This window comes from Rhodococcus sp. IEGM 1351, assembly GCF_030056875.1.
GTDB classification, from domain to species: Bacteria; Actinomycetota; Actinomycetes; order Mycobacteriales; family Mycobacteriaceae; genus Rhodococcus_F; species Rhodococcus_F opacus.
Window position 1 is genome coordinate 171,656 of the sequence record NZ_JASHKU010000006.1, and the last position, 24,896, is coordinate 196,551.

The window sequence follows — 24,896 nt, forward strand, 5'->3', positions numbered from 1 at the left end:
CCGTCCCGGTCTCCGGCGCGCGATCGGCACGGAGTGCAGTTAATCTGTCAGCGGTGCAATTGTCGATCGCACCTCGTCGCCGGAGCCGAGCGTTGCGAAAATCTGTCCGCAACTAGTTCTTTCACGCGGTCCATCGGGTCGCCCGCATTCCCAGTGCCCTGACTGTGCTCGGTCTTCCAGAGGGGGATGACTCCGCATGTGCACACCGAACAGGCATCACGACCTCGCGCACCCCGCACCGGGACTCGACTGGATAACGAGGGCTCGGTGTCGAGAAGGAGACCCGGATCGGCTATTCGTCACAGGCGCCGCGCAACGCAAGGCCGCCGCACTGTGCCGGCACTGTGCCGGCACTGTCCGGTGCTGATCGAATGCGGTGTGTACGCACTCGACAATCGAATCGAATTCGGCATCTGGGGTGGGATGACGGAACGTCAGCGCCGTGCACTGCTCGCTGCGCATCCCGGGGTCCGCTGGTCCGAGCGCTTCACGAACCCTCCACCTGTCGGGTGAGGAATGATCGAGCCAACCCGACGAACCCGGAGAATAGCTCTCACTCGGCCAGGTAGAGAGCCACCCGGAAGTATCGGGAATCGCGACGGAAGGTCGGTGTGGTGACGCCGTACCGCTCGACGAACTCGTGTTGTTCGACGAACCGAAGGTGACCGAACGTGCCGGGCACCGAGTACTGCCGATTCGGCATGCGCCAGGTGCCTGTGTCGGGTACGTCCCACATCTGCACGGTGTCGGGCAACAGTTTCCAGCCGTGGTCGGTGTGCAGTTCGAGGTTCGCGACGACCTCGATTGTCGCGACCACTCCGTTCACGGACCGTATGGGCTGAGGGGAGAACCCCGGGTACCTGTCGACGTAGAAGACTCCTCGGCCGGCACCATTCGGTCGAATCTCGACCTCCTCGGCCAGTGATCGAAGCTCGGCGGGAAGCTGCTGCTCGTCGAGCCACGAGAGGGCGGTGGTCACGGTGTCACCCGGATGCCAGACGGAGTTTGCGGAGACAGGCTCGTCGTCGACGAAGACCGTGAGAGTCTGGGGTGAGGCATGTTCGTTCATCGTCAGACCCCGCGCAGTAGGCGGACCGATGGGCGAAGCCATCGGGTGCGGGGTTACCTTGCAGCAGACGATACGCGCCTGCAGCATCGGTTCGCCCGCCGCTGCCGCACTGGACGCGACAGCGGCGCCGGCGGAGGGCCGTCCGATCGATGCGAATCAGTACGGCAACGACGAGCAGCTGGGGTGGTCGACGACGGCCTGACCCTCGCAGAGCATCGCCTTCTCGTCGTCGTCGAAACGGTCGCGCCGATCGCGGTCGCGGGCATCGCGGTCCGACTGCGAGACCACTGCGACATCGGTCCCCGACGAGGCGGGCATGGCGTGCGCGATTCCGGCGGCGCCGGTGACAGAGAAAGCAACCGCGGCGAACATCAGGCCGGCGCGAATGGCGGTGTGGCGAAACATGCGGAGTCCTTGGTGGTGTGTGGTCGAGTATTCCTTGGCCACAACAACACTGCCGTCCGGACGTGCGGTTCGACAGACACCCTAGGGTGCGTGTTGCCCACCCCTGTGCAAACGCCGGGAACGCGTCTGGGCTGGAGTGGTGCCGTCGCGAACGTCGATGACCAAGGCCTGTTCGGTGGGTCCTGCCCGCCGCAAACAAAACCGTTGATACCAGTATCACAGAATTCTATTACCGCCCCGCCAACATGTTGTTTCATGATCTTTGGGAGCGTCCATCGTCATGAATCGGAGCACCCATGAATTCCACAGTCAGCGCACCCGGCTGGCAGAAGTCCGTCTTCGACGTTCTGCGTGAAGGAGATGTCAAGCAGATCGCGTACGTACCGGACGCCGGCCACTCGTACGCGATCCAGGCAGCAATTGCCGACCCCGGCATCGAAGACGTCGTGCTGACCACCGAGGAAGAGGGCGTCGGCGTTGTCAGCGGCGCCTGGCTCGGCGGGCAGCGCGCGGTCCTGCTCATGCAGAGCAGCGGAGTCGGTAACTGCGTCAACATGTTCTCCCTGCTGGAGATGTGCAAGTTTCCGTTCCTCGCTCTCGTGACCATGCGTGGTGAGTACGCCGAGTTCAACCCGTGGCAGATCCCCATGGGTTCGACCACGCAGCAGGCCCTCGAACTCATGGGCATCACAGTTTTCCGGGTCGACGACCCCGATCAGGTCGGCGAGGTCGTCTCCGCCGCCTTCGATCAGGCATTTCTCGCTGGTGAGCGCGTCGCCGTGCTCTTGGGCCAGCGGCTCATCGGACGCAAGAAGTGGGAGCGCAAGTGAACGCACACAACTCGACCATCGGAACCCTCGCCGGCGAACGCCTCGACCGACGCGAGTTCGTCGCGAAGCTGCTCGACCGAGCGCCGGAGGCACTGGTCGTCACCGGTCTCGGCTCCCCGTCCTATGACGTGTTCGCCGCCGGGGAGCGCGACCGCAACTTCTATTTGTGGGGCGCCATGGGCGCCGCCGTACCCACCGGCCTGGGCCTCGCGCTCGCTCGTCCGGACGAGTCCGTGGTCGTCATCACCGGTGACGGGGAACAGCTCATGGGAATCGGTGCGCTCGGATCGGTCGCGGTCAAGGCCCCGAAGAACCTCACCATCGTCGTCCTCGACAACGGGCACTTCGGCGAAACGGGCATGCAGCGCAGCCATTCCAGTCTCGGAGCCGATTTGGCCGGCATCGCGTCGTCGTTCGGCATTCCCCGCACCGAACGGGTCCGCGACATCGCCGACGTCGACCATGTCGCACAGATCGTCACCGCCCGGGAAGGTACGACCTTCGTCCAGGTGTTCATCGAGCAGACCGAACCACCACGCGCCCTTCCGCCCCGGGACGGCACGGCGGTGAAGAACAAGTTCCGCGCCGCACTCGGCCTCGACACGTTCTGATGGCCGACACCGAAGGGAGAGAGAACACTGTGATGCAGAAATACCTTCTCCACATCGACGGTCAGCAGCGCCCGTCCGCCGACGATTCCTACTTCGAGACCGACAACCCCTTCTCCGGCCGGCCGTGGGCGCAGATCGCGCGCGGGCAGGCCGAGGACGTCGAGGACGCCGTTGCGGCCGCGCACCGTGCCATGACCACCGGGCCGTGGGCGACCATGAGTCCCAGCGCCCGCGGTCGCGTCCTGCAGCGCGTCGCCGACGCGCTCGAGGAGAACGCCGAACTCCTCGCCCGCATCGAGGTCCGCGACAACGGCAAGCTCTACAGCGAAATGCTCGGCCAGTGCCGGTATCTCGCGCAGTGGTACCGGTACTACGGTGGTCTCGCCGACAAGATCGAAGGCCGCGTCGTTCCCGTCGACAAGCCGGGATACTTCACCTACACCCGGCGCGAGCCGATCGGGGTCGTCGGAATCGTCACCCCGTGGAACTCGCCGCTGCTGCTGCTCACCTGGAAGCTGGCACCCGCGTTGGCCGCTGGTTGTTCGGTGGTCGTCAAGCCCTCCGAATACACCTCCGCCTCCACCCTCGAATTCGTTCGTATCCTCGAGCAGGCGGGCCTGCCTGCCGGAGTGGTCAACGTGGTCACCGGCTTCGGGCCGGACGTGGGCGGCCCGCTGGTCGAGCACCCACTGGTGCGCAAGGTCGGCTTCACCGGCTCGGACGCGACCGGGCGGCACATCGGTGCTGCGGCGGCGCGCGGCCTCAAGCGGGTTTCGCTCGAACTCGGCGGCAAGTCACCGAACATCGTCTTTGCCGACGCCGATCTCGACGCCGCGGTCAACGGCGCGGTGTCCGGAATTTTCGCCGCGACCGGTCAGACCTGCATCGCCGGAAGCCGGCTTCTGGTGCAGCGTTCCGTGCACGACGAGGTCGTCGCCAAGCTGGTCGCGCTTGCCTCTACCGCGCGGATCGGCGATCCGATGTCCCCCGACACCCAGGTGGGGCCGATCACGACTCGGGACCAGCACAAGAAGGTCCTCGAGTACATCGACATCGCCACTGCCGAGGGCGCGCAACTCGCGCTCGGTGGCGGCGTGGCCACGGATACCGGAACCGATGGGTGGTTCGTACAGCCGACAGTGTTCACCGGGGTGAGCAATCAATCCCGGCTGGCCCAAGAGGAAGTCTTCGGCCCGGTGCTGGCGGTGATCCCGTTCGACACCGAAGACGAGGCGATCACCATCGCCAACGACTCGAAGTACGGTCTCGGTGCCGGGGTCTGGACCACCGATCTGCCCCGCGCGTTCCGCATGGCGGAGGCGATCGAGTCCGGGACGGTCTGGGTCAACACCTACCGCGCGGTCAGCTTCATGCTGCCGTTCGGCGGGGTGAAGGACTCCGGTATCGGCCGGGAAAACGGTGCCGAGGCAATCGACGAGTACCTCGAGACCAAGAGCGTGTGGATCAACACCGGGGCACCGACCGGAAACCCGTTCGTCCTGCGCTGACCGCGACGCACGCACGTCGCCACCTACCTCACCCCCGTTCCAGGCAATGCCGAAACGAAACTGCCGGCCGCCTCGTTGCCGGGTCACACCCGGCTCCGACGCGAACAGCGTGCACGTTTCCGGAGGTCGAGTACGAGGCGGTGTCGTATGGCCCTACCCGATGCCATGTGCGACGCGCGCCTGGCCGGAAGTGAAGGAAAGAAATGACGAACGCCACTGTGACGAGACTCGAAACCGTGCCGACGGCGTCGATCTCCGATGCCCTCGACGCCCTGGGGCACCCGGGTTCCCTCCACGGCATCGGTCCGCTCGCCTCCGGCGTCCGGGTGTCGGGGCGGGCGTTCACAGTTCGCTACGAACCGGTAACCGACGAGCCCGGAACAGTGGGCGACTTCCTCGACGACGTCGAACCGGGATCCGTGATCATCATCGACAACCAGGGCCGCACCGACTGCACGGTGTGGGGAGGCATCATGACGCAGATCGCGGCCGCCCGCGGAATCGGTGGAACCGTGATCAACGGGACCTGCCGGGACACCGACACTTCCCTCGAACAGAACTATCCGATCTGGAGTACGGCACGGTTCATGCGGACCGGCAAGGACCGCGTCCGGCTTGCCGAGGTGCAGGGCGAGGTGGTGATCGACGGAGTCACCATCCGCCCGGGTGATTACATCTCCGCCGACTCCGACGGCGTTGTCGCAGTCGCCGCCGGAATCGTCGACGAGGTGCTCGACCTCGCCGAACGGATCGAGCAGGTCGAGGCCGACATCGTCGCCGCGGCCCGTGACGGAAGTACCCTCCGCGAAGCGCGACAGCGCTTTTCGTACCACACACTGCAGAGGAAGCAGGCATGAGCGACCAGGCCCGCGGTCACGCCACCGCCACCATCTACGAAGCATCCAAGATGACCATCGCACTCGACCCGGCGATCCGGCCCGCGTGGACCGGCGCGCGGGTCGCGGGTCCGGCGTACACGGTGCAGGGTGCGGGCGGTGACAATCTGGCGCTGCACAGCGCGGTCGCCGCTGCCCCGGCGGGGCATGTTCTGGTCGCCGATCTCGGCGGCGCCCTTCACGGGCACTGGGGTGAGGTGCTCGCCGTCGCAGCCCAGCAGCGTGGGCTGCTGGGGTTGATCATCGATGGTGGCGTCCGTGACACCGTCGAACTCGCCGGCATCGACTTTCCCGTCTTCTCGCGCGGCATCTCCATCGTCGGCACCCGCAAGGGCTACCGGGGTGGTCTCGGTGTGCCGATCACCGTCGGTGGAATTCGAATAGCAACTGGTGATCTCGTCGTCGGAGATGCGGACGGGGTCGTGGCGATACCGCACGAACACGTCACCGACGTTCTCGAACGCTCGGACGCGCGAGTGGCCGACGAAAAGCGCATCTTCGACGAGTTGCGCGTCGGCAAGACCACGCTCGAGCTGTACAACTTCGCCGCCATCCCCTAGCCGCGCCACTCGGAGACCGCCGGCACACTCCGCACCCGTCGCATCATGCCGAAGGAATAGGCACAATGTCCTCGCTCTCCGACTGGTCGCAGCGTTGCAGCCCCGAAGCGATCTCTGGGATTGGCAACTGCACGCACGCTGCCGGTTCCTCGGATCGCAGATCTTCTTCCACCGTGACGGGGGAGACGCGAGCGGAACGGATTCGCCGGGAAAGGCGGCGTAACAGATCTGCGATGGGTGCCCAGGACAAAGCGATTGCCGAGCCCACGCCTTCGGAGTGGGAAAGCGCTATGGAGTATGGGGCGGGACCTCCGAAGCAGACCGGCGTTCTACCGACGCATCCCGATCTCTGGTGAAACCGGCAGGCCACGAAAGGAGGAAGATGACGATCTCACTCGCACATCCCGTTCCTGTTGTTTCACCCATGTTCTGGGTGTTCGGATCCGCCAGCCTATTGCTGCGCCTATGGTTGCTCGCCCCGGCTGGTGTGCGAGGTGAGTTCTGCGGGTGTCCACGCGGGCCAGGTGGCTTCGCCGACGAGGTGTCCGTCGGTGAACTGGGCGACGATGCGCGGGCCGGTGCTCGCGCTGTTGTCGTACACGCTCGCGTGATCGCAACGCGCGAACGCCTGAGCGAGCAGACCCCGCAATTGACGAGCATCGCGAGGCGATCCGCGATTTCCTGGGTCAGATCAATCCCGAGACCGGTTACATCGGCGACTGAGACTCCGCCGCGAGGCACAGTGGTCCTTGGAATAAGGCGGCCTGTCCAACGCGAGAAGGCAGCGCCCAGGTTTGATCACTGGCGCAATAGGTGAACACAACGGGGCCTAATGGGTGAACACCCCCCTCGGTGTCCTATGGAACTAGGCCGCTTGTATCCAAGGTGTCGAGAATGAAGTGGTGAAAGCCTTCGGCGACCGAGGAGGTGAGGGGTCGATCGGCCCGGATCATGCCGATCGTTCGCCAAGCATCGCGATCGCGGAGTTCTACCAGCACGGTCCCCTCGGGAGGGTCGGCAGCCGCAGATGGAGCAGGAACAACTCCTACGCCCACTCCGGCCGCGATCATGGCGCGCATCGTGCCGACCTCGGTGACCGAGAACGCGATTCGCGGGGCGAAGCCGGCAGCTCGGGAGAGACGGTCGGTGAGTTGGCGCAGCCCGTACTCCGGCGTGAGCGCCACGAAATCGTCCTCGGCGACCTCGGCGAAACTCACCGTCTTGCGGCGGGCCAGCCGGTGACGGACAGGGACGAGCAAGCGAACCGGTTCGGTGGCCACTGGTGTCCACACCAGGTCGTCGACGGAGGGCTCGGGTGCCACGAATCCGAGATCGGACCGACCCGCCCGCACATCATCGACAACCGAATCGGCTGCGGCGCCGCGTAGTTCGAATCTCACCTTGGGGTGTTCGGCGCGATACCTGCTGATCAGTTCCGGCACGAGCCACTCGCCGAGGCTGTGCAGGAAGCAGAGGGAGACGGTGCCCTCGTTCGGATCCGCAAGGGTGCTGATCCGGTTGTGTGCGGAATCGACTTCGCTCAATGCGCGTAACGCATGTGCGCGGAGAATCTCGCCGTACCGGTTGAGATGGAGCCGATTGTGCCGCCGGTCGAACAAGCGCACCCCGAACCCCGTCTCCAGCCGGGCTATGGCCCGCGACAACGTCGGTTGCGTGACATGCATCTCCACGGCGACAGCGGTGATGTTCTCCGATTCGGTGAGGGCGACGAACCATCGTAACTCCTGCAAGTTCACTGCCTGAGCTTATACGCGGAACGTATGAGGGTCGGCGGATATCGGCATTTCACAAACCCACGCAGGGGCGCGACAGTGAAAGGGCACTGACTCGACTGACCCGGCAAGGAGAATGACGTGAGTACCGAGCGTTCGGATTTTGCTTCCCACCCTGTGCATAGGCCCTTGGAGGGTGTCGTGGTGGTCTCGCTCGAACAGGCGATCGCGGCACCGTTCGCGACCCGGCAACTCGCCGACCTCGGTGCGCGGGTAATCAAGATCGAACGTCCCGGCGTCGGAGATCTCGCACGCGGATACGACCGAACGGTTCAGGGGATGGCGAGTCACTTCGTGTGGACGAACCGCGGGAAGGAGAGCATCGAGCTCGACGTTCGCTCCGACGACGGCAACCGGATCCTGCACCAGCTCGTCGACCGCGCCGACGTCCTCGTCCAGAACCTGGCACCCGGCGCGGCGGGGCGCCTCGGCATCGGGGCCGAGCGCTTGCGGGAAACCCACCCGCGCCTGATCACGTGCGATATCTCCGGATATGGCCGCGGCGGTCCCTACGAGGCACGCAAGGCCTACGACCTGCTGATTCAGTGCGAAGCCGGACTGGTGTCGATCACCGGATCCGAGGACGAGCCCTCGAAGGTCGGTCTGTCCATCGCGGACATCTGCGCCGGCATGTACGCCTACTCGGGGATCCTTACCGCCTTGCTCGATCGTGGGCGGACCGGCCACGGCGCCAACCTCGAGATCTCCATGCTCGAGGCTCTCGGCGAGTGGATGGGGTATGCCGACTACTACGCCCGATACGGCGGATCGGCGCCGAAGCGGACGGGAGCGAGCCACGCGACCATCGCACCGTACGGACCGTTCACTGCGGCGGACGGGGAGGTCGTCAACCTGGGTTTGCAGAACGAACGCGAATGGGTCGTGTTCTGCCGTGTCGTGTTGCGGGCGCCGGAGCTGATCGACGATCCGCGGTTCGTCACCAACGCCGACCGGGTCGCGCACCGCGCCGACCTCGATGGCGTCATCGCCGACGTTGCCGCAGGCCTGTCCGGCGCTGACCTCGTCGGCAGGTTGGAAGCGGCGAAGATCGCGTATGCCCGGCAGCGCACGATGGACGAGTTCGCAGAGCACCCGCAGCTCGCGGCACGCTCCCGGTGGGCACAATTCGATTCCCCCGTCGGACGGCTCGAAGGACTACTGCCCCCGGTGACGGTGATGGGCGTCGAACACGAGATGCGCCCCGTACCCGGTCTGGGGGAACACACCGACAGCATCCTGACGTGGCTCGACGAGTACGCAGCGGTCGGGTCCTGACACTCCTCTTCCCTCCGCCGTCGGCCGAGTCGCGCCGTCGGTGACGAACTACCGAAGGAGAATTACCGTGAACAGCAGTGAAATCCAGGTCGAGCAGTCGGCGCCACCGGTCACCGGCTGGCCCGGCCGCTACTTCGAAGACTTCGAAATCGGAGACGTATACCGGCACCCACTCGGCCGCACGGTGCTGCCGGTCGACAACTCGTGGATGACGCTTCTCACCCAGAACACCGCGCCGATCCACTTCGATGCGCACTACTCGAGTCAGACGACGTGGGGTAAGCCACTCGTGGACTCCACCTTCACCCTTGCCCTCGTCACCGGGCAGAGCGTCAGTGACATCTCCCAGCACGTGCACGCCAACCTCGGCTGGGACCGAGTGCGCCTGCCGAATCCGGTATTCGAGGGCGACACCATCTACTCCCAATCGGAGGTCCTCACCAAACGAGAGTCTGCATCCCACAGGGACATCGGCATCGTCACCGTGCGCACCATCGGGTACAACCAGGACGGCACCATCGTCATCACCTTCGAACGGACCCTCATGGTGTATCGCAAGGGGCACGGACCGCGCACGGCAGGCGTCGACCCCAGGTGGGACGACCGGTCACGCCGCGCAGCCGGCATCGAGTAGTTGATCGAAGCGCCGCGCAGGCTCAGCCCGCGCGGCAACGATCTAAGGTACACATATCGTATGCAAGGGAACGGCCGGGCCGAGGAGGCTGCCACCGAGTTGTCTGGCCGAGAAAAGGCGTACCGGTAGGTCAAGGAGCAGGTGCTGACATCGCCGGCGGCACAGGGCTGGTTCCTGAGCGAACAGGAACTCGCGACGCGGATTGGTGTATTCCGCAACCCCGTTCGTGAGGTACTGCCCATGCTTCAGGCGCAGGGCCTCGGCGGATTGCGTGCCGCCCGCGCCCCCGCTAGTCATGAGATGCGGCCTCCGGTCTCGGTAGCCGTACGCGTTGACGTCGGCGACAACGTGCGGGGCACGGTCGCACAGCTGATGTCGATGAGATTCGTCCTCGGCCGCGCTCCGAGCGACCCGCAGCAGTGCCGTCTAAAGCGAATGTAAGGAAAGCGGCCCATCCCTTCCCTCTCGCTGTGGCGGCGACCACATTGGTGTCAGTGGCTATGCATCATCACAGCAGTCCAGGAAGGAACATCATGCGACACACGACTTCGAACCCAACGTCGTCGACCGGCGAGAGGCGGGTTGTTGCGAACGTGGTTCGCGGCTGCATCGGCAACCTCGTGGAGTGGTACGACTGGTTCGTCTATGCAGCGTTCAGTGTGTTCTTCGCGGCGTCCTTCTTCCCGCAGAGCAGCACGACCGCCCAGCTTCTCTCCACGGCGCTGGTTTTCGCGGTCGGATTTCTGATGCGCCCGATCGGTGGGTACATCCTGGGCCGATACGCGGACCGGTACGGGCGTAAGAACGCGCTGACGTTGTCGGTGCTGATGATGGCCGCGGGATCGCTGATCATCGCTGCGACACCGAGTTTCGAGGCGATCGGCATGCTCGCCCCCGCGCTGCTGGTGATGGCGCGACTGATCCAGGGACTCTCCGTGGGAGGCGAATTCGCTTCCAGCGCCACGTATCTGTCCGAGGTCGCGACGCCCGGCCGCCGCGGCTTCTACTCGAGCTTCCAGTACGTGTCGATCATTCTGGGTCAGCTCGCTGCGCTCGGCGTCCAGATTATTCTGCTGCAGCTTCTCACCATCGACCAGATGGAGGCCTGGGGTTGGCGCATTCCGTTCGTGATCGGCGCGATCGCCGCCGTGACCGTGATGCTCTTCCGTCGTGGGATGGACGAATCGGACCAGTACAAGGAGGAAGCGGCCCGGATCGCTGCCGAGAAGGCATCCGGCACGAAGCCGTCGGCCAAGCGCGGCACCCTCCGCCTGCTGCTGCAGTACCCGAAGCAACTCGCGATGGTGTTCGGCCTCGCGATCGGCGGCACCGTCGCGTTCTACACGTACACCACGTACCTGCAGAAGTACATGATCAACACCTCGGGGATCGCCCCGGAAACGGTGGCATGGATCAACTTCGCCGCACTGTTCATCTACATGCTTCTGCAGCCCGTGGCCGGACTGATTTCCGACCGCATCGGTCGCCGCAAGGTCATGCTGTTCTTCGGTGTCGGCTCGACCGTGCTGACCGTGCCGATCCTGACCGTTCTCGGCAACACCACCAATGCGTTCGTCGCGTTCGGCCTGATGATGACCGGACTGGTCATCGTGACCGCCTACAGTGCGCTGAGTGCGATCGTCAAGGCGGAGCTGTTCCCGACGAAGGTCCGCGCGCTCGGTGTCGGATTGCCGCACGCGATCACCGCCGCCCTGTTCAGTGGCACGGCCGAGCCTCTCGCGCTCGCTCTCAAGCAGGCCGGACATGAATCGGCGTTCTTCTACTACGTCGTCGGTTGCTCGGCACTGACCCTGGTCGCCGCACTGTTCATGTCCAAGGGCAAGGGCGGCACCACCCTCGATCCTGCGACGGAGAATCAGGCCCGCGACGGACGCGAGGAAGACCGCGACAACCGCGAACTCGAGCGTGTCTGATTCATTCTCGTCCGGCATTGTTCCCCCGGCTCATCGTGGCCGGGGGACAATGCCGGTTATGCGGATTGCGGTGGTCGAGGACGACGACGGCGTCGGCAACGCACTCGTTGCGGGGCTGACCCGGCAGGCGCACCAGCCTGTGCGGATGAAGTTCGGGTCCGAACTGCTGCTGCACCACGGCGAGGTGGACTTCGTCCTGCTCGATCTCGGGTTACCGGACCGCGACGGGCTCGAGGTGCTGCGTCAGCTGCGCCAGGTCAGCGCCGTCCCCGTCATCATCCTGACCGCCCGCGACGACGAACGTTCGGTGGTGCGCGGCCTGCGCGGCGGCGCCGACGACTACCTGGTCAAGCCGGCGCGGATGTCGGAGCTCTTCGCTCGCATCGAAGTGGTGCGCCGGCGAAGTATGGCCGTCGAAGGCGGTGCACCACGAGAAGTGGTCACCGGAGACGTCCGCGTCGACCTCGATTCCCGCACCGTCACCGTGGCGGGCACACAGGTGGACCTGACGTCGAAGGAGTTCTCCCTTCTCGAGATCCTGCTCGAGAACCCGGGGGCTGCGGTCAGTCGTCAGCAACTGATGGATCGGGTCTGGGGGGACGCGTTCGTGGCGGTTTCGCGTTCGCTCGACGTCCACATCGGCACTCTGCGGGCCAAACTGGACCGGCCCGGGCTGATCAGCACCATCCGTGGTTTCGGCTACCGGTGGGTGTGCTGACCTCAGGGTCGAATCGACATGCGCCGACGGTTACTGCTGATTCTCGCGATACTCGGATCCTGTGCGGTCGCGAGTTTCGCCATTCCCCTCGCGCTCGCGACCGCGGACTCGCGGACGCAGGCGTTCACACTCGGCCGCGAGGGAGACATCCAACGGTTCGCCGTCCTCGCCGAGGAGTACGTCAGGACCGGCGACCCCGCCAGGATCGCCGGCGAGGTCGAGGCGTACGACGACGTGTACGGCGAGGGCGTGCTGGTGGTCTCCACGCGTGGTGTGCCCACCCTCGGCGTGGGCCTCGACGGCGACGAACCCGGAATCGACGCCGCGATTCGCAGCGGACTGCGCAACGAGCGCGTGTCCACCGTCGACCGGCTGTTCCCGTGGAGCGACGACGAGGCCCTGTTCGTCAAGCCGGTGGGGTCGGGCGCTCAGGTGAACGGCACCATCGTGCTGCGGGCCTCGACCGCCGAGGCCCGCTCCGACATCCTCCGGCAATGGGCCGTGATCGCGGCCGGCGCCGTGCTGGCACTGGTCGCTTTCGGTGTCCTCGCGATCGCCTTGAGCCGGTGGGTACTCGGACCGCTCGCGAACCTGTCCAAGGGAATCGTGCAACTCATCCGCCGGATGCCCGACGCGAGGACGCCGACGAGTTCCGTGCCGCCGCGATCCGTGCTGCCGGCCACGGCCGCGGGCGGGCCGCCCGAGGTGCGCCGGCTCGCGCATTCGTTCGACGTGATGTCCTCGGCGGTGCTGCGGGCCGCGGACGCGCAACAGCGCCTGATCGCCGACACCGCCCATCAACTGCGGAACCCGCTCGCGGCGTTGCAGTTTCGCCTCGACCTCCTCGACGACGGGATACCGGACAGCGCACGCGAGGATTATCACAGCGTGACCGAGGAGGCCAAACGCTTGCAGACCATTCTCGACAGTCTTCTCTCGCTCGCCTCGGCCGAGACGCCGCGCTTCGGGGTCGAACGGTCCGAGGCGGCCTGCGACGCACTGTCGGTGGTAGCCGACCGGGTCGACTTCTGGTCGGTGACGGCCCGCGAACGTGGTGCGCGTCTGGTCACCGTCGCGGCCCCCGACGTCGACCGTGTTCCGGTCGCGATCGCCGAGAACGATCTGTCCCAGGTGCTCGATGTGCTGATCGACAACGCCTCCCGGTACGCAGGCCCACACCCCACCATCGAAATCGGCGTCGTCGTGGAACCGTCGCACGATCACACTCCGGTGTGCGTGTGGGTGGCCGACGACGGTCCAGGTGTCCCGGAAGAGTTGCGCGACAAGCTGACCGAGCGCTTTTTCCGTGCCAGCGACCAGGTCGGAACGGGTCTCGGCCTCTCCATTGTCGAGGTGGTTGCCGCAGCCTACGGCGGGCGTCTCGTCATCGACGAGGCCCCCGCGGGCGGACTGCGCGTACGCTTGTGGCTCGAACCGCACGTGGAGAAGCTGGACGATGATTAACCGGCGACAGTTCATCGGCGGTGTGGCCGCAGTGGTCGCACTGTCCGGGTGCGCCCGTACCCAGCCCTCGGGGACGTATGAGATCGCGTCGGGTGAGCGCGACGGATTCCAGGCCGAGTTCGCGCAGTTGCTTGCGGACGTTCCGGCCTCCTCGGGTGCGGACCTTCGGTTGACGGTGCGCTACACCACCGGTTCCCTGGAGAACCTGTCGCTGCTGGCGTCGGGTGAGGTACTCATCGGGCTGACCCTGGCCGACTCCGCTGTCGAGTCGGCCACCCCGATCGTGGCCATCGGCCGGGTGTACGAGAATTATCTCCAGTGCGCGGTGCCGGCCCGCTCACCCTTCCGCACGATGAAAGATCTTCGCGGCCAGACGATCAGCCTCGGAGCCCCGGGCTCCGGAACCGCGCAGACCGGACGGCGGGTCCTCGAGGCGAGCGGACTGACCCTCGACGACGTGACGGTGCGCCCGGTCTCACTCACCACCGTTCTGGATTCCCTCCGCGACGGCACGGTCGCCGCCGCACTGTGGGCCGGTGGTGTGCCCACCCCGGCGGCGATGCCGCGGCCCGGTCACGGTCCGGACGGGGGCATCCGGCTACTCGACCTGTCCGCCGAGTACGTCGAGATGCGCAAGACCTACGGGCCCATGTACGAACCGGTTTCGGTCCCGGCCCGCACATACGGTGACACCGCCGAGACGGCGACAGTCGGCGTTCCCAGCCTGCTCGTCGCCTCCCCGCAGCTGCCCGACTCCGTGGCCGGCGCCCTCGTCGACCTTCTCGTCGACCGAGCCCAGGACCTGATTCCCCCCGATACCGTCGGGGCCCAGTTCCTCGATGTCCGATCGCTTATCCAGACGGCAGGCGTCCCTCGCCATCCGGGGGCCGTCGAGGCGTACCGCCGCCACCACGGTTAGAAGGCGGCCGGGTACGGCCGACAACCTCAAGTACGTGTAAAACCTGGCACCCACCCGATTGACGATGGTCGGTACATGGAGGCAAAATGGCCGTACATTTCGAGGAAGGCTGGCTCCATGGCATCGCAGACCGCCCTACCGCTCGCGGGGATCACCGTCGTGAGCATCGAACAAGCAGTTGCCGCACCGTTCGCGACCCGGCAACTGGCCGACCTCGGTGCCCGCGTCATCAAAGTGGAACGTCCCGACGCCGGCGACTTCGCCCGGCGTTACGACGAGACCGTGCACGGCGAATCGAGCTACTTCGTCTGGCTCAACCGGTCCAAGGAGTCTCTGACCCTCGACCTGAAGTCCGACGAGGGCCGCAACATCCTCGAAAAGCTCTTGTCCACAGCGGATGTCTTCGTGCAGAACCTGGCTCCTGGCGCGGCAGCCCGAATGAACCTCGACGCCCAGTCGCTCCAACAGCGGTACCCCACGCTGATTCCGTGCGACGTGTCCGGCTACGGCAACACCGGTCCCTGGTCCGATCGCAAAGCCTACGACATGCTCGTCCAGGGCGAATCCGGTCTGATGTCGCTGACCGGCCCTGACGAGTGCCCGTCCAAGGTCGGAGTGTCGATCGCCGACATCGCGGCCGGCATGTACGCCTACAGCGGGATCCTGTCCGCGCTGTACACGCGCGCAACCACCGGCACGGCCCGCGCGGTCGAGGTCGCTCTGTTCGAGGCGCTCGGCGAATGGATGGGATCTCCCGCCTACTACACCGAATACGGTGGCCGGCAGCCGAGCCGGGTCGGAGCGGAACACGCGACGATCGCCCCGTACGGCCCGTTCCCCACCGCCGACGGCACGGTCCTGCTGTCGATCCAGAACGACCGCGAATGGTCCGCGTTCTGCTCGGAGGTGCTCGGCGACGAGTCGATCTCCACCGACCCGCGCTTCTGCCGAAACTCCGCGCGGGTGACGCACCGTGAGGAATGCAACGCTCTGATCTCCGAGCGGACGCGTCTGCTCAGCACCGACGACGCCCTCGCCCTGCTCGACAAGGTGTCGATCGCCAACGGCAGGCTGGGCACCGTAAACGACTTTCTGTCCCACCCGTCCCTGGCCGGCCGTGACCGTTGGCGTGAGGTGGCTACCCCGGGCGGCCCGGTTCGGGCGTTGCTGCCGCCCGCGAACCTCAGTGGTGTGGAACCTCGATTCGATCCGGTTCCGGCTCTGGGCGCGCACACCGATGCCATCCTGGGGGAGCTCGGCTACACCGACGGCGCGATCTCCGGGCTGCACACGGCAGACACGGTCTGAGGGCCGGCAGTGCCCCATACAGTGGCGTCCGACGGAACGCGTGTCGCGTACCAGGTCAGCGGCGGCGGACCGCCGCTGCTGCTGCTCGCCGGTCAGGCCAACAATCACCACTGGTGGGACCGCGTTCGCGCGGACTTCGACACGCACTTCCGCACCATCACGGTGGACTACCGCGGAACCGGAGCGAGCGACAAACCCGAGACCGAATACAGCACAATACTGTTCGCCGATGACGCGATCCGCGTGCTGGACTCCCTCGGCATCGAGAGGGCGCACGTCTACGGCACCTCGATGGGAGGCCGGGTGGCGCAGTGGGTCGCCGCGCGCCACCCGGAGCGTGTCCACACACTGATCCTCGGCTGCACCTCACCCGGCGGAACGCACGCGGTGGAGCGCAGCCGGGAAGTCCGAGCGAGCCTGGCGCAACCCGATCCCGACCGGTCACGCCGCGCCCTGCTCGAGTTGATGTACACGCAGGATTGGCTCGGTCGAAATCCCGGTCCCTACAGCACCCTCGGGGACCCGGGCATGCCCGCGCACGCCAAGCTCGCCCACCTGCGGGCCAGCAACGGCCACGACGCGTGGGATGCGCTTCCGTCGATCAGTGCGCCGACCCTCGTCCTGCACGGGACCGAGGACCTTCTGTCCCCGGTCGACAACGCTCCCCTGCTCGCCGAGCGGATCCCGAATGCCCGCGTGCAGTTGCTCCCCGGCGCACGGCACGCGTACTTCGAAGAAGATCGCACTGTCGCGGGCGCCGCGGCGATCAGCTTCCTCACCGCACCGTGAGAACTCGCTGGCGAGTTGGGTTGAGGCGCACTAGTCACCGGATCCGGGCATGACGATACCGACCTTCGCGGCACCGTGGCCGTGGTCGCGGGCGGCGGCGAGTGCGGCGGGAGTGTCCTCGAGGTCGAACATCTTCTCGAGGCAGTGGTCGACCTCGATCATTCCGGTATCGATGGCCTCGACTGCCGCCCGGAACGACAGCAGCCCGGCCTCGGACTGCGTACCGTTGACCCACTCCATGGTCAGGGATTTGCGGAATGAACGCTCCACGGGGAACGGGGCGTTGCCCTTCGATTCGGGGTAACCGAAGAATCCGACCGTCCCGCGAATACGCGCGGCTTCGACCGCGGCGGCACGGGCGAGGTCGTAACCCGCGGCCTCGATCACCAAGTCCGCACCGACGCCGCCGGTCGCGTCGAGCACGACGTCGGAGATCGACTCGACCGGTTCGAGGACGGTCCGTGCCGCGCCGAGCCGTTCAGCGATGGCGAGGCGGTCCTTGTCCAGGTCGGCGACGATGACCTCGACGCCCCGAGCGATCAAGTGCTGCAGGTAGAACAGACCCGAGGAGCCGGCGCCGATGACCGCCGCGGTCTGGGGCATACGCTCGACCGGGGTGTCGGCGGGCAGAAACTTCTTCATTCCGAAGAGCGTGGTGCCGAGTTGCTGTGCGAGCAGCATGCGCCGCAGGTCGACGCCGTCTTGCAACACGATCACGTGGCTGGCGTCGACGGCCTGGTACTCGGCGAAACAACCACCGCGCTGACCGTGGGGAACGGTCAGCACCGGCCGTCCGACCTCGACATCCGAATTCTCGCTCCGAACAACGATTCCCACTCCTTCGTGACCCGGATAGCCAGGTCTTCCGAGAAGCTCGGGGTTGTGGAATCCGTGGAAGACGATATGGACGTCGGAGCCGCAGATCGAGGCGTATCGCATTTCCACGAGCACTTGGTTCGGCTCCGGGACCGGCCGGGGGAAGTCGCGAACTTCGACGACGCCGGGTGTGGTCACGCATGCTGCACGCATTCATGCCTCGCTTGGGTGAGTCGGTGCGGGGAGTCGGAGGACGCAGCGGGTAGTCCCTCGGCGCGCCTTCCTGGATGGCGGTCACCGTATCGCACGCAGTCGGCGGCGGCAAGAGGAATCGCCCTCGGTTCCGGGGACGAGCAGCGACTCGAACCAGTTGCAGCACAGCCGCTTCGACTCAATCGGGTTGCCATGTCCGCTCGTCATCACTCCATCAGAATTTGGCATTATCGCGCCCGGTCCATCAGGTAGCAGAATCACCTGAGTCACTACAACGAAGTGAGACCCAGATAACTACTTCGAGGCGAAGTAACGCAGGCTGCAGGGGGTGCGGTGCATGACCGGTGTGCGGTACTCGACGCCGACAACCCACGGAACGTAGTGCATCCCAGCGGCACCGAAACCCTCAGCTCCTGAGGCGGGTTCGTGACGGACCGGACCGTCGATCGGTGAAGCCCGCAGCCATTGCAGGATCCATTCCCACCACAAGGAGTCGCCATGACCCCCTCCACACCGCCGCACGCTCACAGAACCGATGATCGATCAGAGGAGCCGCCTCGCTCGCGCAGTCACTACGTCAAGTCGGTGCTGGTCGGTTCCATCGGCAACATGATCGAATGGTTCGACTGGTTCGTGTATTCGACTTTCGCAATCTATTTTGCCGGACAATTCTTTCCGAGCGACGACCGCACCGCGCAGCTCCTGAACACGGCGGCCATCTTCGCCGTCGGATTCCTGGCGAGGCCTCTCGGCGGCTGGTTGCTCGGGCGTCTGTCGGACCGCAACGGCCGTAAAGCCGGCCTGACGGTGTCCGTCGGAATGATGTCTGCGAGCGCCTTGATGATCGCTCTCGCGCCGAACTACGAGACGGCCGGCAATCTGGGAGCCTGCCTGTTGGTCACCGCGCGCATCCTGCAGGGACTGTCGGTCGGTGGCGAGTATGCCGCGTCGGCAGCGTATCTGACCGAGGTATCCAAGAAGGGCTGGCGGGGTCTGGGGGCGAGTTTCCAATACATCTCCGTCACCCTGGGGCAGCTCGCCGGCCTGCTGGTCCTCATCGTCTTGCAGTTCTCCTTGTCCGACGAACAGCTGACGTCGTGGGGTTGGAGAGTGCCGTTCGCGATGGGTGCCATCGGTGCCGTCGCGGTCTTCTACCTGCGGCGCGGAATGCACGAGACGACGGCCTACTCGGTTGCCGAAACGGTCGATACCGAAGATCGCCGGGGAACACTGGCCGAGGTATGGCGCAACCGGCGCGCCGCCGTCGTCGTCTTCACCCTGACCCTCGGTGGCACCGTCGCCTACTACACCTACACCACCTACCTGACCAGCTACTTCGTGAACAGCGTCGGCCTCGAGAAGTCGCAGGCCTCGACGGTCAGCTTCATCGGACTGGTGGTGTTCCTGGTCCTCTTGCCGATCGGTGGGTACGTCTCCGACCGCATCGGCCGGCGGCCCGTCCTCATCTTCTTCGGCATCGGCACCACGATCGGAACGTATCCGATCCTCCAGGGAATGCAGAACAATCCCACGTGGCTCACCTGCCTGGTGCTCACCGTCCTCGGCCTGGTGTTCGTGGTGGGGTACTCGTCGGTCAACGCGGTGGTCAAGGCCGAACTGTTCCCCACCGGGGTGCGGACGGTCGGTGTTGCCATCCCGTACAGCATCGCCACCGCCGTGTTCGGGGGCACTGCCCCATACATCGCTCTGGCATTCCGCGACGCGGGCCGGGAGAGTTGGTTCTTCGTCTACGTCTCGATCTGCGCGGCCATCTCACTGATCACCTACGTGTTCATGCGTGAGACCAAGGACGTCAACCTCATCGCCACGACGGCAGCCCCGGGACCGACCGACCGCGCGCAGCACTCGGCCTCGAAGGGGACACCGATCACCACCGTCCAGGGTTGAGAAATTGGTATTCTCTGTTGTGATCGATCTCGCTCCTGCATATCGCCTGCTGATGGTGCGGGGCCGGCGGGTAGTTCGGGAAGGTGGGTCGTCCGGTGGACGTCAAGCAGTTGACTGCACTCGTTGCGGTGGCGGACGCCGGGAGCGTGACCCGCGCAGCCGAACTACTCCACTTGGTTCAGCCGGCGGTGACACGCCAAATTCACACGCTCGAACAGGAACTGGGTGTCCCGCTGTTCGAACGTAGCCGTGCGGGAATGGAATTGACGGAGTCCGGCCGGCTCATGCTCGAGCGCGCCCGGAGGGTGCTGTCCGAACTCGAGCGTGCGCGGGCCGAGATCCGACCGAATTCGGGGGTGCTGCAAGGGATCGTGACGGTCGGACTTCTGTCCTCCACCTCCGAACTGCTCGCCGAACGACTCGTCGCGGCCGTAGTGCAGGAGCATCCCGCCGTCCGGCTGCGAATAGTGTCCGGCTACGCCGGACACGTGCGGCAGTGGCTCGATGCCGGTGACATCGACCTCGGCCTGCTCTACAACCTGAAATCCGCGTTGTCGCTCAACGTGCGGGCTCTGCTCGCCGAAAACCTCTGGGCGGTTGCCCCGCCCGACGGCGGGCTCGACACCGGCCGACCGGTCACCCTCGAGGAAGTCGCGAGCCACCCGGTCGTGATGCCCAGTGCGCCCCACGGAATTCGGACATTGGTAGCGGAGGCGTGCGCGAGACTCGACATCGTCCTGAACATTGTCGTCGAGACCAACGAAGTGAGCATCCAGAAGCGGCTCGTGCGAGCTGGTCACGGCTGGACGATCCTGCCTGGCATCGCCGTTGCCGGTGATGTCGCCAGCGGTCTGCTCAGTGCGGCACCGCTCCATTCCCCGGCGGTCGAGCGCACCGTCGCGCTCGCGTTACCGAGCGCCCCGCGGATCCCGCCTGCCGTCCACGCGGTGGCCGATCTGCTCGTCCGCCAGATGCGTGACGCCGTCGAGCGCGGTGAGTGGCCGTCCGCCCGCTGGAAGCCGGACAACTAGTCGCGCGCGGATCAGAGCCCTCCGCGTGCCACCAGTTGGCCGGCGATGACGTTGCGCTGGATCTCGTTGGTGCCCTCGCCGACGATCATCAGTGGGGCGTCCCGGAAGTACCGCTCGACGTCGTACTCGGTGGAATAGCCGTAGCCGCCGTGGATGCGCACCGCGTTGAGGGCGATGTCCATGGCGACCTCGGACGCGTACAGCTTGGCCATGCCGGCCTCCATGTCGCACCGATCACCGCTGTCGTACTGCTCGGCGGCATGTCGGGTGAGCTGCCGTGCCGCGGTCAGCTTGGTTGCCATGTCGGCCAGGTAGTTGCCGATCGACTGGTGCTTCCAGATCGGCTTGCCGAAACTCTCCCGCTGCTGCGCGTAGGCGAGCGAGTCCTCGAGAGCAGCGGCCGCGACACCGATGGCCCGGCAGGCCACCTGGATGCGTCCGGTCTCGAGGCCCTTCATCATCTGCGCGAACCCCTGGCCGGCAACGCCGCCCAGGACCGCGTCCGCCGAGATCCGGTAGTTGTCGAACGACAGCTCACACGTCTCGACGCCCTTGTAGCCGAGCTTGGGCAGATCCCGCGACACCGTCAGACCGGGACCGTGCTCGACCAGGACGATCGAAATCCCCTTGTGCTTGGGGGTCGCGCTCGGATCGGTCTTGCAGAGCAGCGCGATCAGGCCGGATCGGCGGGCGTTGGAGATCCACGTCTTCGATCCGTTGATGACGAGGTCTTCGCCGTCGGTCTTGGCGTTGGTGGACATGGCCTGCAGATCGGAACCGCCGCCGGGCTCGGTCAGCGCCATGGTGGCCCGGATCTCGCCGGTCGCCATCTTCGGCAGGTACTGCTGCTTCTGCTCCTCGGTGCCGTACAGCGACAGCAGCTTCGCGACGACGGTGTGCCCGCCCATCGCACCGGCCAGGCTCATCCAGCCACGGGCCAGTTCCTCGGTGACCTGCGCGTAGCACGGCATCGTCACCGGTGATCCGCCGTACTCCTCCTGGACCGCCAGACCGTAGATCCCGATCTGCTTCATCTGCTCGATCCACTTCTCGGGGTACTCGTTGGCGTGCTCGACCTCCTGTACCGACGGCTTGACCTCACGGTCGACGAACTCGCGGACCGTCTTGACCAGGAAGGACTCTTCCTCGTTCAGCCTGTAGCTCATTGCACTTCTCCCGAATCGGTGCGAGGGGCCGCGGAGACCCGATAATTTGTACGGCCATATTCTCGAATATGTACGCATTCGTCAAGGGTGGGCGTTGACATTCGCCCGCATCCGGTGCCACCATTTGGTCCGGATAGTTCCTATCTATGCTGTTCAAAGGCTCAGAGCGCGATCGGAAGGGCCGATGGACTTAATGGCCGTATTTACAGTCCCTTCACAGAGTGAATGGCCGGAAAGTGCCCGTGCCCCATCGGTCACCACGACCGCGCGTCGAGCGAACACCGTTTCTCACGAAAGAGGCGAGCAGGATGTCTCAGCACAGCTTCGAACTCCAGCCGGTCGCACTCTCCGTGCCGGACTGGGATTGGCGGATGCACGCGCGATGCCGGTCCATGGACACCGAGCTCTTCTTTCCGTGCGAGGGCGAAGGGCAGGGCGCACGCATTCGTCGAGAACGAGCCGCGAAGCATGTCTGCGAGCCCTGCCCGGTCCGGACCGAGTGCCGAAATCACGCACTGATCACCGGTGAACAATTCGGCGTCTGGGGCGGCACGACGGAGAAGGACCGCCGGTATCTTCGACCGCCGCGACTCGGTCGATACCGCTCATGACTGCGTGATGTCCGCGGCGTCACCGCTCGCCCGTAGCGGCTCAGTGCTGGTCCGCGCGCAGCGCGGTGCGGAGCCCCGCGCGCCGTCCGGTGCCTCCGTCCGCGGGCGTGGTGGATGCTGTGCGGAATTTCAGTTCGGACGCGGTCTCGGGAGCATCATCGGCGGTCGCGGACAGAAACCGGTCCGGGAGCGCCAGCTTGTGGATGGTGCGCAGGGTCAAAAGGTATTGCTTGGCAAGCGAACCGGTGGTGTAGGGCAGATCGTACTTCTCACACAGTGCGCGGACCCGCGTCGCGATTTCCGGGTAGCGGTTGCTGGGGAGGTCGGGGAACAGGTGGTGCTCGATCTGGTAGCAGAGGTTGCCGCTGAGGAATGCCAGCACGGCGCCGGCTCGGAAGTTTGCGGTGCCGAGCATCTGGCGTAGATACCATTCCGCCCGGGTCTCGTTCTCCAGTTCGGCGGGTGTGAACTTCTCGGCGCCGTCCGGGAAGTGACCGCAGAAGATCACGACGTAGGCCCACAGGTTTCGCAGCAGGTTGGCGGCGAGGTTCGCCTTCAGCGTCCGCCGCCACCGCCGCCCGCTGAGGGCGGGAAAGAGCACGTAGTCCTTGCCCGTCTGCCGCACGATTTTGCCGAGCAGGGCTCGTGTGTGGGCAGATTTCTCGGTGCCTGTGCCGGCGCGCGCCTGCTCGGAATACAGACCGTGCAGGGCTATTCCCCATTCGAACGTGGCCGCCAGCAACAGGTTCCGCAGCGGTTGCAGCAGATTGTCCGGCTTCCACGGCTGGTCGCGGGTGATGCGGATGACGCCGAATCCGAGGTCGTCGTCCATCCCGACCACGTTGCTGAACACGTGGTGGCGATAGTTGTGGGAGTACTGCCACTGGGACGACAGACCCGCCATGTCCCATTCCCAGGTGCTGGAGTGGATTTCCGGGTCGTTCATCCAGTCCCACTGGCCGTGGGACACGTTGTGCCCGATCTCCATGTTCTCCACGCTCTTGGCCACAGCGAGAGCCGTGGTCCCGAGAACCCACCCGGCTCGCGCCCGGCTTGCGTGGATCACCAGCCGCGCAGCGGCATCCAGCCCGCGCTGGAAGGCGATCGTCCGGTGGATGTAGGTGGCGTCTCGCTCGCCGAGTGAATCGGTGACGTCCCGCCTGATGGCGTCGAGTTCGGCACTGAGCGCCTCGACGTCCGCGTCGGTGAGGTGTGCGTATTCCTTGATGTCGGATATCGCCATGATCGACTCCAGTTTCCGGTACCGCCCCGGATCGGCTGTGTGTCAGTAGTAGTGGCTTCCGGGAATGATCATGATGACGGCCTGATTTCGGGACGGGGCTGAGTGTCGGGCAGTGTGCAGTGCGGGTCAGTGTTTGAAAATGTTCTTGATCTTCTGCCCTGCCTGCTTGATCTGGTCGCCGGATTGCTTGAGCTTGCCTTTGGTTTCCTGTGCGCGTCCTTCGGCCTCCATGCGCTCGTTTCCGAGTGCCTTCCCGACGGTCTTCTTGGCGACGCCTTCAGTGGTTTCAGCCTTGTGTCGAAGCTTCTTTCCGATGCTCATAACCAAGTCAACGCCGGACGCGACCCTCATGTCAACACTGTATATCTACGGTTTAGGCCTACAGTTGGAAATGAGGGAAGGTGTCGTGATGGCGAAGGTGCCCGAGCGTCGTTCGATCCACTCCGACGGTGGCCCGATCACCCGTGAGCGGATTCTCGAGTGCGCGCTCGAGATCATCGACCGTGACGGAATCGACGGGCTGTCCATGCGCCGCCTCGGTAAGGCACTCGGCCGCGACCCGATGACCCTGTACCGCCACGCCCCGAACAAGGCCGCACTTCTCGACGGGGTCGCCGAGCTCGTCCTCGAAGAACTCGAGGTCGATACCGACGACGGCGACTGGGCCACCCAGCTACGGGAGGTCGCGCGGGGGTTCCGCCGGTTGGCCCTCGCCCATCCTCAGGTGGTGCCGCTTCTGGTGACCCGGCCGCTGTCGACGCCGCTCGGGCTCAGGCCGCTCGGCACCCTGCGTCCCCTCGAGAACATCCTGGCCCTGCTCACCAAGGCGGGTTTCACCGACGCCGATGCCTTGCACGTCTATCGGGCGTTGTTCGGCTTCCTCTACGGCCACGTCCTCAACGAGCTGCAGGAACTCGTCGAGCGTCCCGACGAGTCCGACGACCTTCTGCGCCTCGGCCTTCACCGCCTGCCGATCGGCGAGTTCCCTCTACTCCGGGGTCTGGCGCCGGTCCTGGCGTCCTACGACGGCGCCGCCGAACTCGAACGCGGAGTCGACATCCTCCTCGCGGGCTTGACCGCGACGCTGACGCACCCCGGCCCTCCTCCCGGCCGGTGATATAGAGCGCTGGAACATCGACTCGAGCGGGCCGACGGTGCTGATATCGAAACCGATCGGGCCGAAGAGTCGAGATAG

26 protein-coding genes and 2 pseudogenes are annotated in these 24,896 nt (G+C 65.6%); 20 read left to right on the forward strand and 8 right to left on the reverse strand.

Features of this window, described 5'->3' with window-relative positions; genetic code table 11:
* The first annotated feature begins 196 nt into the window (after positions 1–196).
* A pseudogene (locus QM806_RS12770) lies at positions 197–513 on the forward strand (WhiB family transcriptional regulator).
* 40 nt (positions 514–553) lie between these two features.
* Here the strand turns inward: QM806_RS12770 and QM806_RS12775 are convergent.
* Both QM806_RS12775 and QM806_RS12780 read right to left on the reverse strand, forming a co-directional pair.
* The gene (locus QM806_RS12775) at positions 554–1,111 is read right to left on the reverse strand and encodes a hypothetical protein (protein ID WP_283291603.1); all 558 of its coding nucleotides are present in this window, start codon (positions 1,109–1,111) and stop codon (positions 554–556) included.
* Positions 1,112–1,225: 114 nt separating this feature from the next.
* Positions 1,226–1,474, reverse strand: coding sequence for a hypothetical protein (locus QM806_RS12780; RefSeq protein WP_167118396.1), 249 nt, complete (start codon positions 1,472–1,474; stop codon positions 1,226–1,228).
* 296 nt (positions 1,475–1,770) lie between these two features.
* Here QM806_RS12780 and QM806_RS12785 point away from each other — a divergent pair, with 296 nt between their 5' ends.
* The 6 genes and pseudogenes from QM806_RS12785 to QM806_RS12810 form a co-directional block, all read left to right on the forward strand.
* The gene (locus QM806_RS12785; RefSeq protein ID WP_054247449.1) at positions 1,771–2,304 is read left to right on the forward strand and encodes a thiamine pyrophosphate-binding protein; all 534 of its coding nucleotides are present in this window, start codon (positions 1,771–1,773) and stop codon (positions 2,302–2,304) included.
* On the forward strand, positions 2,301–2,915 hold the full coding sequence (locus tag QM806_RS12790; protein ID WP_082359800.1) for a thiamine pyrophosphate-dependent enzyme: 615 nt from the start codon (positions 2,301–2,303) through the stop codon (positions 2,913–2,915). The genes QM806_RS12785 and QM806_RS12790 overlap by 4 nt, the downstream gene beginning before the upstream one ends.
* Positions 2,916–2,947: 32 nt before the next feature.
* On the forward strand, positions 2,948–4,423 hold the full coding sequence (locus tag QM806_RS12795) for an aldehyde dehydrogenase (RefSeq protein WP_120661389.1): 1,476 nt from the start codon (positions 2,948–2,950) through the stop codon (positions 4,421–4,423).
* 203 nt (positions 4,424–4,626) lie between these two features.
* Positions 4,627–5,280: an RraA family protein gene (locus tag QM806_RS12800; protein ID WP_054247448.1), complete on the forward strand. Its 654-nt coding sequence runs from the start codon at positions 4,627–4,629 to the stop codon at positions 5,278–5,280.
* The gene (locus QM806_RS12805) at positions 5,277–5,879 is read left to right on the forward strand and encodes an RraA family protein (RefSeq protein ID WP_120660163.1); all 603 of its coding nucleotides are present in this window, start codon (positions 5,277–5,279) and stop codon (positions 5,877–5,879) included. Before QM806_RS12800 ends, QM806_RS12805 begins: the two co-directional genes overlap by 4 nt.
* A gap of 226 nt (positions 5,880–6,105) precedes the next feature.
* Positions 6,106–6,195 (forward strand): annotated as a pseudogene (locus QM806_RS12810) (WhiB family transcriptional regulator); the annotation flags it as partial.
* 147 nt (positions 6,196–6,342) lie between these two features.
* On the opposite strand, the gene QM806_RS12815 reads toward QM806_RS12810, so the two are convergent.
* Positions 6,343–6,480, reverse strand: coding sequence for a hypothetical protein (locus QM806_RS12815; protein WP_240482902.1), 138 nt, complete (start codon positions 6,478–6,480; stop codon positions 6,343–6,345).
* Positions 6,481–6,736: 256 nt separating this feature from the next.
* Positions 6,737–7,636 (reverse strand): LysR family transcriptional regulator, encoded by a 900-nt coding sequence (locus tag QM806_RS12820; RefSeq protein ID WP_120660164.1) that lies wholly within the window; start codon positions 7,634–7,636, stop codon positions 6,737–6,739.
* A gap of 177 nt (positions 7,637–7,813) precedes the next feature.
* On the opposite strand from QM806_RS12820, the gene QM806_RS12825 reads away from it, so the two are divergent.
* From QM806_RS12825 to QM806_RS12865, 9 genes are all read left to right on the forward strand, one after another.
* Complete coding sequence (locus QM806_RS12825; RefSeq protein WP_246859936.1) at positions 7,814–8,947, forward strand: CaiB/BaiF CoA transferase family protein; 1,134 nt, start codon at positions 7,814–7,816, stop codon at positions 8,945–8,947.
* Positions 8,948–9,014: 67 nt separating this feature from the next.
* Positions 9,015–9,581, forward strand: coding sequence for a MaoC family dehydratase (locus tag QM806_RS12830; RefSeq protein ID WP_082359798.1), 567 nt, complete (start codon positions 9,015–9,017; stop codon positions 9,579–9,581).
* 141 nt (positions 9,582–9,722) lie between these two features.
* Positions 9,723–10,022: a helix-turn-helix domain-containing protein gene (locus QM806_RS12835; RefSeq protein WP_283291611.1), complete on the forward strand. Its 300-nt coding sequence runs from the start codon at positions 9,723–9,725 to the stop codon at positions 10,020–10,022.
* Between the two features lie 92 nt (positions 10,023–10,114).
* On the forward strand, positions 10,115–11,515 hold the full coding sequence (locus QM806_RS12840; RefSeq protein WP_054247443.1) for an MFS transporter: 1,401 nt from the start codon (positions 10,115–10,117) through the stop codon (positions 11,513–11,515).
* A gap of 58 nt (positions 11,516–11,573) precedes the next feature.
* A complete protein-coding gene (locus QM806_RS12845) occupies positions 11,574–12,233 on the forward strand; it encodes a response regulator transcription factor (protein ID WP_054247442.1) in 660 nt (219 codons plus the stop codon).
* 18 nt (positions 12,234–12,251) lie between these two features.
* Positions 12,252–13,697 carry a sensor histidine kinase gene (locus QM806_RS12850; RefSeq protein WP_120660165.1) on the forward strand — a complete coding sequence of 482 codons (1,446 nt, stop codon included), beginning with the start codon at positions 12,252–12,254 and terminating at the stop codon, positions 13,695–13,697.
* Positions 13,690–14,616 (forward strand): TAXI family TRAP transporter solute-binding subunit, encoded by a 927-nt coding sequence (locus QM806_RS12855; RefSeq protein WP_242322472.1) that lies wholly within the window; start codon positions 13,690–13,692, stop codon positions 14,614–14,616. Before QM806_RS12850 ends, QM806_RS12855 begins: the two co-directional genes overlap by 8 nt.
* 117 nt (positions 14,617–14,733) lie before the next feature.
* A complete protein-coding gene (locus tag QM806_RS12860) occupies positions 14,734–15,924 on the forward strand; it encodes a CaiB/BaiF CoA transferase family protein (RefSeq protein WP_054247439.1) in 1,191 nt (396 codons plus the stop codon).
* A gap of 9 nt (positions 15,925–15,933) precedes the next feature.
* Positions 15,934–16,713, forward strand: a complete 780-nt coding sequence (locus QM806_RS12865) for an alpha/beta fold hydrolase (RefSeq protein ID WP_283291614.1) — start codon at positions 15,934–15,936, stop codon at positions 16,711–16,713.
* Positions 16,714–16,743: 30 nt separating this feature from the next.
* Here QM806_RS12865 and QM806_RS12870 read toward each other — a convergent pair whose 3' ends face one another.
* Complete coding sequence (locus QM806_RS12870) at positions 16,744–17,727, reverse strand: zinc-binding dehydrogenase (RefSeq protein WP_283291616.1); 984 nt, start codon at positions 17,725–17,727, stop codon at positions 16,744–16,746.
* A 513-nt stretch (positions 17,728–18,240) separates the two neighbouring features.
* Between QM806_RS12870 and QM806_RS12875 the strand changes: the two genes are divergently transcribed.
* Positions 18,241–19,650 (forward strand): MFS transporter, encoded by a 1,410-nt coding sequence (locus QM806_RS12875; RefSeq protein ID WP_283291618.1) that lies wholly within the window; start codon positions 18,241–18,243, stop codon positions 19,648–19,650.
* A 95-nt stretch (positions 19,651–19,745) separates the two neighbouring features.
* A complete protein-coding gene (locus QM806_RS12880; protein ID WP_283291619.1) occupies positions 19,746–20,681 on the forward strand; it encodes a LysR substrate-binding domain-containing protein in 936 nt (311 codons plus the stop codon).
* Between the two features lie 11 nt (positions 20,682–20,692).
* Here QM806_RS12880 and QM806_RS12885 read toward each other — a convergent pair whose 3' ends face one another.
* Entirely contained in the window at positions 20,693–21,847 is a 1,155-nt protein-coding gene (locus tag QM806_RS12885; RefSeq protein ID WP_283291621.1) for an acyl-CoA dehydrogenase family protein, read from the reverse strand.
* 371 nt (positions 21,848–22,218) lie between these two features.
* Between QM806_RS12885 and QM806_RS12890 the strand changes: the two genes are divergently transcribed.
* Complete coding sequence (locus QM806_RS12890) at positions 22,219–22,458, forward strand: WhiB family transcriptional regulator (protein WP_269591105.1); 240 nt, start codon at positions 22,219–22,221, stop codon at positions 22,456–22,458.
* 40 nt (positions 22,459–22,498) lie between these two features.
* On the opposite strand, the gene QM806_RS12895 is transcribed toward QM806_RS12890, so the two are convergent.
* Positions 22,499–23,701 carry a fatty acid desaturase family protein gene (locus QM806_RS12895; RefSeq protein ID WP_133985641.1) on the reverse strand — a complete coding sequence of 401 codons (1,203 nt, stop codon included), beginning with the start codon at positions 23,699–23,701 and terminating at the stop codon, positions 22,499–22,501.
* A gap of 126 nt (positions 23,702–23,827) precedes the next feature.
* Positions 23,828–24,022 (reverse strand): CsbD family protein, encoded by a 195-nt coding sequence (locus QM806_RS12900; protein ID WP_005254699.1) that lies wholly within the window; start codon positions 24,020–24,022, stop codon positions 23,828–23,830.
* 88 nt (positions 24,023–24,110) lie between these two features.
* Here QM806_RS12900 and QM806_RS12905 point away from each other — a divergent pair, with 88 nt between their 5' ends.
* On the forward strand, positions 24,111–24,818 hold the full coding sequence (locus QM806_RS12905; protein WP_283291634.1) for a TetR/AcrR family transcriptional regulator C-terminal domain-containing protein: 708 nt from the start codon (positions 24,111–24,113) through the stop codon (positions 24,816–24,818).
* The last annotated feature ends 78 nt before the right edge of the window (positions 24,819–24,896 follow it).